Source organism: Cellulosimicrobium sp. Marseille-Q8652, from assembly GCF_965112045.1.
The window spans coordinates 1391476-1403972 of sequence record NZ_CBCOPS010000001.1 but is presented as its reverse complement, the minus strand read 5'-3'; the positions used below and the strand labels follow the sequence as shown (position 1 = coordinate 1403972).

Genomic DNA, 12497 nt, shown 5'->3' with positions numbered 1-12497 from the left:
CGCTGTCATGCGCATCCGGCGCGTGGAACCCCTGGTCGGCGTCACGGCGGTCGCACCGGCCGCTCAGACGAGACCTCCGACGCCGAGACCGAGCGCCGTCGCGCCCAGGCACGCCCCCAGCATCCCGAGCGCGTGCACGACCGCCGCCGCGGGCCGTCCGTCGAGCAGGAGCCGCGCACCCTCGACGCTCGCGGTCGAGAACGTCGAGTAGCCACCGAGGAACCCGACGCCCACGGCGGCGGCGAGCGCGTCCGGACCGGCGTGCGCGAGGACCCACCCCGTGACGAGGCCGAGCAGCAGGCACGCGCTGACGTTCACGACGACCGTGCCGAGCGGTGTCGCGGACGGGACGCGGCGCGCGACGGCACCGTCGACCAGGAACCGTGCCGCCGCACCGAGGCCGCCGCACACGGCCACGAGGAGCGCGGCGAGGAGCCCGGTCATCCGCGGCCCGCTGCACGGCCGCGCCCGAGCGTGCCGGCGAGGAGGATCCCGGCCCCGGCCGCGACGACGCCCAGGACGACGCTCACGAGCGCGTACGCGACGGCGAGGGCCCCGTGGCCCGCCCCGACCAGGCGGTCGACCTCGAGAGCGAACGTGCTGTACGTGGTGAACCCGCCGACCACGCCGGTCCCGACGAGCACGCGCACCCGGCGCCGCCACCCGTCGTCGGGGCCGGATGCCTGGAGGGCCCCGAGGAGCACCCCGAGGAGGAGGGAGCCGACGACGTTGATCGCGAAGGTCGTCCAGGGCCAACCGCCCACGGTGGGCGGGAACGCCGCCTCCAGGCCGGCGCGGGCCGACGTGCCGAGGGCGCCGCCGAGGACGACAAGACCCGCAGCGCGTCCGTCACGCACGATCCGACATCCCTCCCGCGACGATCTCTGCCGGCCCTCACCCTAGACGGCCGTGCGCTCCCGGACGCCAGACCCCTGGAAGGAGCCGCACACGACGCTCGACCTCCACCACCCGCACGCCGTCCAGGTCACGGTCCGGCCGCCGCAGCAGGACGACGAGCAGAGCCTTCACGCGCTGCTGCAAGGACCTCACCACGCCCGCCATGGGGCCGCCCTACCTGGGCGGCTCGACCTCGACGATCACCGCAGACTCCACGGCGCGATCGGCTACCGGCCACCGATCAGCGGGCTGACCAGCCTCGCTGGACATCACAGCGAAGGGTTCGCCCGGCGTCGGCGGACCGTCACGAGGAACCCTCCGAGGAGCATCAGTAGCAGCGCGGCCGTGAGGACGACGGCGACATCGGTTCCGGTGGCCGGCAGACCCGGCTGCGGTGCCGCGGCCACGGGCGGGACCTTGTGCGTCGTGCCGCACGAGACGCACCCGCCGCCTGGGCCCGGCGTCGCGACGTTGGTGACCGTCACGCCGTGAGCGCGCGGCGAGAGCCGGACCTGGTAAGAGATCTGGGTCGTCGCTCCCGCGGCCTCGAGGTCCGGCACGGTCCAGGTGAGCGTCGTCCCGGAGAGCGTGGTCCCCAGAGGCTGCGAGACCAGGGTCCCGTACTGCAGGACCCTAGACAGGTCGTCGGTCACGACGGCCCCGCTGACCACGGCGTCGGTCGTGCTCGTCACGGTCAGCGTGTAGGTGATGACGCTGCCCGCCACGACCGTCGAGCCCGTCGTCGGGTCGCTCGTCTTCGCGAGGGTCCACGCGGGCGTGACGTGGGACGTCGTGCGGCAGGCCTCCGCCGGGTCCACGACCGCGAGCGCGGCGGGCGCGGGCGCCACGGCCGCCGCCACGTCGGCCGTGAGCGCAGTCGCGTCCGGGGAGCGGGTGGACGCCGATGGCGCCACCTCGGGCTCGACGGGCGGCTCTGGCTCGACGCACGGCTCGGCGCCCGGTGCCGTGACCACGTTGGTCAGGGTGACCCCGTACGCGCCGTCGTTGACGCGCACCTGGTACGTGATGGTCTCGGTGTCGACCAGGTTCCCGATGGTCCAGACGAGCGATGTCCCCGTGAGCACGGCACCGCCCGTCGAGGGCTCGATGCTGCCCTCGACCAGGGCCGCGTCGTTCAGCACCTCGGCAAGGTCGTCCGTGATGACGACGTCCGGGTCGAACCCCTCGCCGACCGTCTCCACGGTCACGGTGTACGTGATCACGTCGCCCGGCAGGACCGTCGCGCCGCTGCCCGGGTCGCTCGACTTCACGACCGTGAACGGCGCTGGGAGGTCGTCGTTCACGACGGTGCAGACGACCGTCTGCCCGACGTCGACCTGGACCGTCCCGTCTGTCACGGCCACGGGTGTGGCGGCTCCGCCGTCGACGCCGGGGATCTCGCACGTCCAGTCGTACGCCTCGTATCCGGCCGGGCCGCCCGTCTCGGAGAGCGCGTAGTCGCCGGCCTCGACGTCCGCTCCCGTGACCGCAGGGTCACCGCTGACGCCGCTGAGCGGCGTCGGCCCGTCGGCCTCGAGCGTCCAGTCGGCGGGCTCCGCCGACCCGCCGTCGTCGTTGACGACCTCCTTGACCAGGGTCAGCGACGGCTGCTGGGCGGTGTTGAGGATCGTGCACGTCACGTCCGCGCCGAGCGGGACGGTCAAGGTGGATCCTTCCAAGGTCCCCCCTGTGCAGGTCCACGGGTCGGCCGTGTACCCCGCCGGGCCCTCCTCGGAGAGCTCGTAGTCGCCGATCGCGACGGGGGCCGAAGTCACGACCTCCGACCCCGACGCACCCGAGACGACCGTCGGGCCGGCCGCGGTCAGTGTCCAGTCGGACGGCTCGTACGTCCCACCGGTCGTCCCGTTGTCGACGTCCTTGACGAGCGTCAGGGTCGACTGCTGGGCGCGGTTGATGATCGTGCACGTCACGTCCGCGCCGGACTCGATCGCCACGGCGGCACCGGTGACCGTCGCCCCCGTGCAGCTCCAGGCCCCCGCCGTGTAGCCCGCGACTGCGGACTCCGTGAGGTCGTACGTCCCGGCGAAGACCTCGACCTGTGAGACACCACCCGCGCTCGTCGGGTCGCCGTTGCCGGAGACCTCCGCCTGCCCGACGATGCCGTCCGGTGAGGCGGTGAGCGTCCAGCTCGCAGGGACCTCGGTGGCTCCGGTCGTCCCGGCCTCGACCTCCTTGACGAGCGTCAACCGGGCCGGCAGGTCCTCGTTGGTGAACGTGCACGTCGCCGTGTCCAGCGCCTGGAGGGTGACCGTCGTCCCGTTGAGCGGCGCGCCCGCGTCGTTCACGCAGTCGGCGCTCTGCTGCACATAGCCCACAGGTGTCCCCGACTCCGTGATCTGGTACGCCACGCCGGGGCGCACGTTGATCGTGGTGCCGGCAGTGGAGCCCGTGACGGTCTGCGCCTGGAGACCTGCGGGGAAGGTGCCGGTGGGCGTCGCCGTGATGCTCCAGTCCTCGGGCTCCGCCGTCCCGCCGTAGGAGTTCTCGACGACCTTGCGGAGGTCGAGCGTCGCAGTCTGGTTGACCGCGGTGCATCGGATCCAGCGCCCGAACGGCACGTTGACGCCGCCGTTGAGGCCGTCGGCGAATCCCGGGATGACCGTGGCGCCGTCCGCGGCGAGCTCGACGCACGACCAGCTCGCGGTCGAACCGGGGATCGGGACCGCGTTGGGCCCGGTCGCCTGGGCGTAGTTGACGTCGCCGCCGGACTCGTTCAGCGGGTAGACCACGCCGGGCGTGACCTCCGCGGTCGCCTCCGGCGACCCGGTGACACCGCCGGGACCCGGGAGCGCCCCCGAGGGGGCGACCGCGTCGAGCGTCCAGTCCGTGGGCGCCGGGTCGTCGTCCCCGTCCCCGCCCTGCACGAGCTTGGCGAGCGTGAGGCGGCTGGTGCACGTGACGGTGTTCGTGACCGTGGCGGTGTTGCTCCCCGCCACGAGGGTAGGTGAGTACGGCAGCGTCTCCGAGAGCTCGGTGCCGTTGAAGTCCGTCACCTCGGTCGCGTCGAGCGTGCACTGGGTAAGGATCACCGTCGTCTGCTCGCCGATCGTGGGGGTCTGACCCGCCTGGAGACCGGTGCGCGGCACGCCCCATCCCTGGGGGGTCCCGGCGATCGACGCCGACGCCGAGAGCCCTTGCGGCTGGTCGCCGTCCGCGTAGGTCTGACCGTTGATGACCCATTCCTTGCTGAGCGTCAGCGAGGCGACGGGGTTCGGGGCCCGGTTGTAGACCGTGCACGTCACGGCGGTCGTCGGGTCTACGGGGACCGTGAAACCGACCGCCCCGCTGTTCGTCACGGTGACCGGGGCGCCGGTCGCGATGTTCGTGCAGACCGCGTTGTCGCCATCCACCGGTTGAAGGGTGAAACCGCTCTGGGGGGTCTCCATGACACCGATCACGCCCGACGAGGTCGACGTGGGGTACGACAGGGCGAACGTCGCCGCACCTGTCTCAGCGGCCGTCGTCACGGAGCTCGGAGCGTCGACCGTGACGTCCCCGGACTGGGTCTCCGCCATGAACTCCCACCCGCCGGCGGGCTCGGCCCCCTCCGTCGTGCCGGCCGGGGCGCCCGACGGGACCACCTGCTTGACGATCGAGACCGATCCCTCGCAGTTGCCCAGCGCGAGCTCGCGGAGCTGGTTCCCCGCGTCCTGGTAGTCGTCGGTCTGGAAGTAGTCCGTCCCGGCGAGCTCTCCGGAGATGGCCCGCAGGTTCAGGCCGCTCCCCGCGTTCTCGATCCCGTCCCCGACACCGAATGCCACCAGGTGGGTCCCGTCGGCCTTGACCGCGTTGGCGCTGAAGACGCCGTTCTCGACCTCGCGCAGGCGCGTGAAGCTCCCCGGACCCTCCTGGTTGCCGTAGAAGGTCGGGTTGCCGTCGGTCAGGACGACCGCCACGTCGAACGTGTTGGCGTCGGCCGCCACCTGGTAGATCCCCCGGTCCCAGTTGGTGCCACCGCCCGCGGTGTAGGAGTTGATGCGGTTCTTCACGTTCTGGGCGCTCGCGGCGGTCGAAACGGGTGTGAGCGAGAGGTTGGGGTTGCCGGCCGCCGGCGCGAGCGAGCTGAACGTGAAGAGCCCGACGTTCGAGGGCGTGCCGGTCAGCGAGTCCACGAACTGGTTCGCCGCGGCCTTGAGCTGCGGCAGGTCGCCGGCGACGGAGCCCGAGAGGTCGAGCACGAGCGCCACGTCGATCCCGCACTGTGCGGGGAACGTCGGGTTGACGCGAGAGCTCTGCCAGATGCCGCCCGAGGCCACGTTGTTCGCGTTGCCCGTGCCGAGCATGAACGATCCCTGCGACGTATAGGTCGTGCCGGACCGGAGCTGGGTCCCTGTCCGGAAGTCGTACGGAGTGACCGTGCCGCCGGCGCCCCCGGTCCCGAGGTCGGGGTTCTCGTACCAGTCCGTCGGCACCCCCGCCTGGACCACCCAGAACCGGCGGTCCCGGTTCGCACCCCCGACCTGCGTGTTCGGAACGACGAACGAGCAGTCGCCGTCGGCGTCGGACACGCACGTGGCCCATGCGTCGGCGACAGGGGTCGTGGGCCCGCCGACGCCGTTGTAGAGCTGGAGGGTGACCCCGGCCAACGGCCCGACCGCGACCAGGCTGGTGCGGTCACCGCCCACCTTGACCGTGACGACAGCGTTGTTGCCTGTCGCCGGGGGAACCAGGAACGGTGTGCTGACGGGCTCCTCGGCCTCGTCCGGCGTCTCCGTCGCCTCGGCGTCCGGCACGGGTGGTCCTTGCACCTCGTCCGTGTCCGGCGCGGCCGTCGTCTCGGCCGGGGCGGGCTCGGCCGGCGGCGTGACGGGTCCGTCCCCGGGCGACGGGCTCTCCGCGGCGGGCGGCTCGCCGGCCAGGTCCGGGACCGCAGGGTCTGCTGGGTCGGTCGGAGACTCGGTCCACTCCGGCGTGGCGGTGGGGTCTGTCGCAGCCCCCGTGCTGCTCGGCTCCGCCGCGGGCGCCGGTTCCGCTCCCGCAGGGGCCACCGCACCGATCACCAGCAGGGAAGCGACGGCCAGCGAGGCCGTGAGCCCCGACGCCGTGTGTCGCCTCCTGGAGGTGGTCCAGCTCACGCTCTGTGCCTGTCGCATTGCGTTCCCCCTGTGGCCAGGAAGTCGTTCCCATGGGCCAGGTTCTCTCGCGCGGACCACGCCATCGTTGGCGATGCTTGCATTCAGAGTGACACCGCGTGCCGCACTCGGCGACCCCTGGACGCACGTCTCACCGCGGCGAACCCGGCGCAGCACGGTGCCTGGACGACTCGCCCCCTGCTGGATCTCGCCCGCAGCGGGGCCGCGGCGGAGCGTGGCCGCGGGGCCTGGTGGAGCTCGTCGAGCATCACGAAGCAGTGCCTGTGGTTCTCCAGACGACGTCGGACTGAGGGGTGCGGCGACGTCGTAGACCGCCGCCGCGGCGTAGCGGGACGATCGCGGGCCGCCGCGGCGTTGCCCACGACGTGACGGACCTGGACCTCGTGGCCGTGCGCGAGCGCCTCCTCGCCGAGCGCGCCGACGCGCTGGCCCGCCTGCGTGCCCTGCGCGGCGAGGTCGCGGAGATCGTCGAGGCCTCGCGGGACTCGAACGCGGACGACGAGCACGACCCGGACGGCGCGACGATCGCGTTCGAGCGCGCCCAGGTCGACGCCCTCGCGCGGTCCGCCGCGGCGCGGGCGGACGAGGTCGACGCCGCGCTGGCCCGGGTCGCGGCCGGCGACTACGGGACGTGCGCGTCGTGCGGGCGCGAGATCCCCGCCGCGCGCCTCGAGGCCCGGCCGACGGCGCGGACGTGCGTCGCGTGCGCGACGTCGGCCTGACCGCGCTGCGACGACCGCGGGAGCGACCCCCACGGCACGTCTCGCCGGGTCACCGGTCGGAGAGCATCTCCCCGCCGATGCCGGCCTGCGTCTCCTCGAGGTCGTCGACGTCGCCCTGGATCGCCCAGTTGGGGCCGACCAGCACCGCCTCTCCCTCGATCTCGGGCGTCGGCGGCAGCATCGAGACGAAGTCCTCCTCCGCGACGTCGTCCGCGAAGACGGCGAGGAGGGCCGTGTCGTCGCAGGTCGCGGTCTCGACGTCGGGCGAGCCGGAGTCGATCTCCGTGAACGACAGGCACGTCAGCCCGGCGGTCTTCGCGGAGCTCTCGAGGTCCGCGACGGAGTCGTAGGTGGTGTCCTTCTCGCCCGGTCCGGAGCCGCTGCACGCGCTCACGAGGGCGACGGCGACGCTCGCTGCGGCGAGAGGCAGGGCGGCACGTGGTGCGCTTCGCATGCTGCGATGGTCCCGCCGCGAGCGCCGCGGCGCCAGGCGAACCGGCGCCGCGGCGCTCGGCGCGCGTCGTCGGCCGCTCAGTGCGCGAAACGCTCGGCGCGCTCGACGACGCGGCCCGCCCCCCGCCCGCCGTTCGCCGTGGCGTCCCACGTGTAGACCTCGGTGCCGGTGACGAGCACGTGCTCGGCGCGCGCGGTGACGTCGAGCGGGTCGCCCGACCACACGACGACGTCGCCGTCGAGCCCCGGTGCGAGCGACCCGACGCGGTCGTCGAGGCCGAGGAACTGCGCGGGGTTCACGGTGAGCGCCTGGAGCGCGACGTCGCGGTCGAGCCCCTCCTTCACGGCGAGCGACGCCTGGTGCACGAGGAAGTTGATCGGCACGACGGGGTGGTCGGTCGTGATCGCGACGCGCACGCCCGCGCGGGCGAGCACGCCGAGGTTCGCGATCGCGCGGTCGCGCAGCTCCACCTTGGAGCGCGACGTGAACATCGGCCCGAAGATCACCGGGACGTCGCGCTCGGCCAGCACGTCGGCGATCGCCGCGCCGTCGGTGCCGTGGTTGAGGACGAGCCGGTAGCCGAACTCGTCGGCGAGGCGCAGGGCCGTGGCGATGTCGTCGGCGCGGTGCGTGTGCTGGTCCCAGTACAGCTCGCCGGCGAGCACGCGCGCGAGCGTCTCCTTGCCGAGGTCGCGGTCGAACGGGTCGCCCTTCGCCGCGGCGGCGTCGCGCTTCGCGACGTAGTTCTGCGCGTCGACGAACGCGGCCCGGATGACCTTCGCGACGCCCAGGCGCGTCGAGGGCGTCTTCTTCTGGTCGCCGTAGACCCGCTTGGGGTTCTCGCCGAGCGCGGACTTCACCGACACGGCCTCGCGGATCACCTGCTCGTCGACCGTCCGCCCGCCCCAGGTCTTGATCGCGACCGTCTGCCCGCCGATCGGGTTGCCCGAGCCGGGCTTCACGACGGCGGACGTCACGCCGCCGACGAGCGCGTCGCGGAAGCCTTCGTCCTCGACGTTGATCCCGTCGATCGCGCGCAGCGCGGAGCCGTTCGGGTCGGTCATCTCGTTGGTGTCGTTGCCGGCCCAGCCCTCGGCCTCCTCCATGACGCCCATGTGCGCGTGGGCCTCGACGAACCCGGGCAGCACCCACCGGCCGCGCGCGTCGAGGACGCGGGCGCCGTCGGGCACCGCGACGTCCGTGCCGACGGCCGTGATGACGCCGTCCTCGACGAGGACCGTCCCGCCCTCGATCGGCGGGGACGCGACGGGCACGACGTAGCCGTTGGTCACGGCGACGGTCGCGCGCGCGGTGCGGGGGGTGGTCCGGGTGCTCGATGAGGTCGTCATGGGTCCATCATGGCCCCGTCGCCCCGGGCAAGCGTGGCCGTGCCGGTGCACCGCGGCGCGTCCCCGCGGGACTAGGCTCGGAGTGCGGGACGGTCGCCCCGGGCGGCCGGACCGGCTCGTGAACGGACCGCGCGCGAAGGAGCTCGCATGCACGTCGTCGTCGGGATCTTCCGGCTCTTCCTCGTCGTCCTCGCGCTCGTCGGGACGCGCGCGATCTGGCGGGACGGCGACGTCGAGGGACTCGTCTACTTCACGAACCAGACCTGCTTCCTCGTCGCGGTCGCGTTCGCGTGGGCCGGGCTCGCCTCCCTCCTGCGGCGACCGCAGCCCCCGGCGTGGTTCACCGGGGCGGTGACGCTCTTCGCGGCGATCACGGGGCTCGTGTCGTGGTTCGTCCTCGCGCCCGAGGACCCGGGCGCGCCGGCGGTCTTCCTCGGGCTGACGGACGGGCAGATCGAGCACGAGGTGATCCCGCTCGCCGTCGTCGCCGACTTCCTGCTGCTCACCCCGCACCGGCGCCTGCGCGGGCTCACCGCGGCGCAGTGGCTCCTCTACCCCCTCGCGTACTTCGCCTTCACGACGATCCGCGGCTTCGTCAGCCCCGGGAGCGAGTACCCGTACGGGTTCGTCGACCTCGACGCGCTCGGCTGGACGGGCCTGCTCGTCAACGTCGTCCTCTACGGCGCCGGGTTCCTCGTGCTCGGGCTCGTGCTCGTGGGGCTGGACCGGCTGCTGCCCGCGCGGGCGCTGATCGGGTCGTACCCCGGCGCGGTGGTGCCCCGCGACGTCGCGGGCGCACGGGACGACGCGCGCGTCGCGCCGGAGGACGGGGGCGACGCGCCGGACACCTCCGACGCCCGGGCCACGGGCCGCGGGGACGGTGCCCCCGCCTGACGCGAGCGGCTAGGGTGGCCCCGTGCTCTCCCCGGTCACCGGTCCGCTGCGCGCGACGCGCGCCGCGCTCGTGGCGACCCTCGTGCTCGCCCTGAGCGCCGCGGCCCACGCGGTCGGCGGAGGCCACCTCCCGGACCCGCTCGTCCTCGCCGCGCTCGCGGCGTCCACGCTCGCGGGCACGATGCTCGCCGCGCGAGCGGGGTTCACCGTCCCGCGCCTCGTGGGCGTCCTGGGTGCCGCCCAGCTCGGGCTCCACGTCGCGCTCGACACGCTCGGCCACGGCGTGGCGACGTGCGTCCCCGCGGGCCCGTCAGCGGGGGCGGGCCACACCGGGCACGGTGCGGTCCTCGTGTGCTCCCCGGGCGCGGGCCTGCCCGACGCCGGGGCGGGGCTCGCGTCGTCGGCCCACCTCGCGTCGTCGTCGGCCTCGGTGCTCCCCGGCGTGTGGATGGTCGCCGCCCACGCCGTCGCGACCCTCGTCCTCGCGGTCGTCCTCGCGCGCGGCGAGCGGGCGCTCGAGCGGCTCGGCGCGTGGCTGACGCCGCGCGCGTCCCTGCTCGTCCCCGTCGTCGTGGCGGTGTCGCGCCGGGCGATCGCCGTGCCCGCCGCGTCGACGCGCCGCCCGGCGACGCGCCACCCGTCGACCGCGCCGACGCGGGGGCCGCCGGTCGCGCTCCGGCTCGTCGGGACCCCTGCCTAGACCCACCGGTCGCGCGCTCGCGCGACTCCCGACGAGGCCGTGCCGGCGCACGCCGGACCACCGGGTACCCCAGCGGCACCGCCGCGCCTCGGACGGAAAGCTCTCTCACCATGTCTCCTGCACGCACCACCACCGCCCACCGGCCTGCCGCACGGACCCTCGCCCTCCGCCGGCCCGTGTCGGCACTCGTCACCGCGATCGTCGCGCTGCTCGCGGCGCTCGGCATCACGGCGGTGCTCGCGACAGCCTCCGCGCTGCCGGCGCAGGCGCACGACCGCCTCGTCGGCTCCGACCCCGCCGACGGCGCGCAGCTCGACGCCCCGCCCGCCGCGATCACCCTGAGCTTCAGCACCGAGCCCCTCGCCGTCGAGCCGCAGGTCGTCGTGACCGACGCCGCCGGGACCGTCGTCGCGCAGGGCGCCCCGACGATCGAGGGTGCGAACGCGACGCTGCCCCTCGACGCCGCCGCCCTCACGGGTGGCACGTACTCCGTCGCGTGGCGGGTCGTCTCGTCGGACGGCCACCCCATCGAGGGCACGCTCTCCTTCGGGGTGGCGGAGCAGCCTGCGGCCGAGCCCGCGCCGTCGGAGAGCACTCCTTCCGAGGACCTGACGCCCGAGGAGAGCACGCCCGGGGACTCCGCGACCGCCGGCGACCCTGACGCGGCCGGGGACTCCGCGACGGCCGACGACGCGGTCGCCGACGGCTCCGGGAGCACCGCCCTGCCGATCGTCGTCGGCGCCGTCGCGGTGCTCGCCGTCGCGGGCGTCGCCACGGTCCTCGTGCTGCGCCGCCGCGGCGGCACGCCGCAGGACCCCCGGTCCTGACGGCCGCGCCGGGGGCCTCCCGCGCCCCCGGCCCGCCGCGACGGAGCGCGGCCACTTTTGATTGACCGCCGCCAGAAGTGTCGGTACGTTCGGGGCGCACCCGGACGCGACGACGCGCCCACGTCCTCGAGAGGAGCGGGTCGATGACGACCACGGGAGCAGGGCCCGGGACCGGGCCCCTCCGCGCCGCCCGCGCGCTCCTGCTCGCGGTCGCCGTCGTCGCGCTGTCCCTGGTCTCCCACGACGTCGCGGGCGGCGCCGCGCCCGGAGCGGTCCCGCTCGTCGTCCTCACCGCGCTCGCCGCGGTCGCGGTGCGACCGCTCACCCGCCGCGAGGTCGGGCTCCCGCGGCTCCTCTCGCTGCTCGGCCTGGGCCAGGTCGTGCTGCACCTGGTGTTCGAGCGGTGCGCCGCGATGTCCCCGACCGCCGCGCCCGCCCCGCACGGGCACGACGACCCCGGCCAGGTGCTGAGCATGCTCGGCGCGCACGCCCTCGCCACGCTGGTCCTCGCCGTCGTGCTCCGCTACGGCGACGCGTGCCTGTGGCGCCTGTGGAGCTGGCTGTCCGGCCGGCGGATCCCCGGCCGCCCGCGCCCGGTCGTCGTCGGTGCGGCCGTCCCGCTCACCAGCGCCCGTCTGCCTTCGCCCCGCCGCGCTCCCGTCCCGGGGGCGGTCGGCGGGCGTGCGCCGCCGGCCGTCGCCTGACCCCGGACGCCCACCGCGGCGTCCCGTTCTCGCGCGCCCGGCGGGCCACGACGTCGTGCCCGCGCGCGCACCCCTCGTCTCTCCCGAAAGGCACTCCCATGCGAAAGTCCCTGCGCGCCCTCGGCGCCGCCACCCTCACCACCGGTCTCGTCGTCGCGGGCGCGACCGTCGCGTCCGCCCACGTCACCGTGAGCCCGAGCACCTCCGCCGCCGGCTCCTACACCGTCCTCACGTTCGCCTTCGGGCACGGCTGCGGGGAGTCGGCGACCACCCAGGTCGCGATCCAGATGCCCGAGCAGATCCTCGCGGTCTCGCCCACCGTCCACCCCGGGTGGGACGTCGAGAAGGTCATGGAGGACCTCGAGACGCCCGTGGACGACGGTCACGGCGGCGAGTACACCGAGCGCGTCGCCGAGGTCGTGTACACCGCCGAGACCCCGGTCCCGGACGGGTACCGCGACGCGTTCGAGCTGTCCCTCAAGCTGCCCGACGCCGCGGGGGAGACGCTCGACTTCCCCACCGTCCAGACGTGCGAGGAGGGCGAGACCGCGTGGGTGGAGATCCCCGCGGACGGCCAGAGCAGCGACGACCTCGAGTCGCCGGCTCCGTCGTTCGAGGTGACCTCGGCCGGGGCCACCGAGGCGGCCGACGCCGAGGCGGAGACGGAGGAGGTCGCCGCGGAGGGTTCGGCGGAGGACGGCACGGCGACGGACGCCGCCTCCGACGACGCGGCCACGCCCGTCGTCTCGTGGGTCGCCCTCGCGCTCGGGGCTGCGGGCCTGGTCCTCGGGGCGCTCGCGTTCGCGCGCTCGCGCCGCGCCCAGGGCTGACACCAC

General features: G+C 74.5%; 11 protein-coding genes. 6 read left to right on the top strand and 5 right to left on the bottom strand.

Going from position 1 to position 12497, the window contains the following annotated elements; all coding sequences use genetic code 11:
- Positions 1-63: 63 nt before the first annotated feature.
- The 3 genes from ACWPWV_RS06085 to ACWPWV_RS06075 all read right to left on the bottom strand — a co-directional run bounded on the left by ACWPWV_RS06085 (position 64) and on the right by ACWPWV_RS06075 (position 5651).
- Positions 64-444, bottom strand: coding sequence for a fluoride efflux transporter FluC (locus tag ACWPWV_RS06085; protein WP_454042035.1), 381 nt, complete (start codon positions 442-444; stop codon positions 64-66).
- Positions 441-857 carry a CrcB family protein gene (locus ACWPWV_RS06080; protein WP_454042034.1) on the bottom strand — a complete coding sequence of 139 codons (417 nt, stop codon included), beginning with the start codon at positions 855-857 and terminating at the stop codon, positions 441-443. Before ACWPWV_RS06080 ends, ACWPWV_RS06085 begins: the two co-directional genes overlap by 4 nt.
- Before the next feature lie 309 nt (positions 858-1166).
- Positions 1167-5651: a DUF7927 domain-containing protein gene (locus ACWPWV_RS06075; RefSeq protein WP_454042033.1), complete on the bottom strand. Its 4485-nt coding sequence runs from the start codon at positions 5649-5651 to the stop codon at positions 1167-1169.
- A 725-nt stretch (positions 5652-6376) separates the two neighbouring features.
- Here ACWPWV_RS06075 and ACWPWV_RS06070 point away from each other — a divergent pair.
- The gene (locus ACWPWV_RS06070) at positions 6377-6733 is read left to right on the top strand and encodes a TraR/DksA family transcriptional regulator (RefSeq protein ID WP_454042032.1); all 357 of its coding nucleotides are present in this window, start codon (positions 6377-6379) and stop codon (positions 6731-6733) included.
- Positions 6734-6782: 49 nt separating this feature from the next.
- Here ACWPWV_RS06070 and ACWPWV_RS06065 read toward each other — a convergent pair whose 3' ends face one another.
- Positions 6783-7187: a hypothetical protein gene (locus tag ACWPWV_RS06065; RefSeq protein ID WP_454042031.1), complete on the bottom strand. Its 405-nt coding sequence runs from the start codon at positions 7185-7187 to the stop codon at positions 6783-6785.
- Positions 7188-7264: 77 nt separating this feature from the next.
- Complete coding sequence (locus tag ACWPWV_RS06060; protein WP_454042030.1) at positions 7265-8536, bottom strand: amidohydrolase; 1272 nt, start codon at positions 8534-8536, stop codon at positions 7265-7267.
- Positions 8537-8683: 147 nt separating this feature from the next.
- Here ACWPWV_RS06060 and ACWPWV_RS06055 point away from each other — a divergent pair, with 147 nt between their 5' ends.
- The 5 genes from ACWPWV_RS06055 (at position 8684) to ACWPWV_RS06035 (ending at position 12491) form a co-directional block, all read left to right on the top strand.
- Positions 8684-9430 carry a Pr6Pr family membrane protein gene (locus ACWPWV_RS06055; protein WP_454042029.1) on the top strand — a complete coding sequence of 249 codons (747 nt, stop codon included), beginning with the start codon at positions 8684-8686 and terminating at the stop codon, positions 9428-9430.
- Positions 9431-9452: 22 nt separating this feature from the next.
- The gene (locus tag ACWPWV_RS06050) at positions 9453-10130 is read left to right on the top strand and encodes a hypothetical protein (protein WP_454042028.1); all 678 of its coding nucleotides are present in this window, start codon (positions 9453-9455) and stop codon (positions 10128-10130) included.
- 110 nt (positions 10131-10240) lie between these two features.
- Entirely contained in the window at positions 10241-10957 is a 717-nt protein-coding gene (locus ACWPWV_RS06045) for a copper resistance CopC family protein (protein WP_454042027.1), read from the top strand.
- A 143-nt stretch (positions 10958-11100) separates the two neighbouring features.
- Positions 11101-11661: a hypothetical protein gene (locus ACWPWV_RS06040; RefSeq protein WP_454042026.1), complete on the top strand. Its 561-nt coding sequence runs from the start codon at positions 11101-11103 to the stop codon at positions 11659-11661.
- A 98-nt stretch (positions 11662-11759) separates the two neighbouring features.
- Positions 11760-12491 carry a DUF1775 domain-containing protein gene (locus ACWPWV_RS06035; RefSeq protein WP_454042025.1) on the top strand — a complete coding sequence of 244 codons (732 nt, stop codon included), beginning with the start codon at positions 11760-11762 and terminating at the stop codon, positions 12489-12491.
- Positions 12492-12497 lie beyond the last annotated feature (6 nt).

Coding starts and splice junctions, on each gene's coding strand:
- ACWPWV_RS06065 (WP_454042031.1), bottom strand. CDS start 7,187: ATGCGAAGCGCACCACGTGCCGCCCTGCCTCTCGCCGCAGCGAGCGTC.
- ACWPWV_RS06035 (WP_454042025.1), top strand. CDS start 11,760: ATGCGAAAGTCCCTGCGCGCCCTCGGCGCCGCCACCCTCACCACCGGT.
- ACWPWV_RS06060 (WP_454042030.1), bottom strand. CDS start 8,536: ATGACGACCTCATCGAGCACCCGGACCACCCCCCGCACCGCGCGCGCG.
- ACWPWV_RS06045 (WP_454042027.1), top strand. CDS start 10,241: ATGTCTCCTGCACGCACCACCACCGCCCACCGGCCTGCCGCACGGACC.
- ACWPWV_RS06055 (WP_454042029.1), top strand. CDS start 8,684: ATGCACGTCGTCGTCGGGATCTTCCGGCTCTTCCTCGTCGTCCTCGCG.
- ACWPWV_RS06040 (WP_454042026.1), top strand. CDS start 11,101: ATGACGACCACGGGAGCAGGGCCCGGGACCGGGCCCCTCCGCGCCGCC.
- ACWPWV_RS06085 (WP_454042035.1), bottom strand. CDS start 444: ATGACCGGGCTCCTCGCCGCGCTCCTCGTGGCCGTGTGCGGCGGCCTC.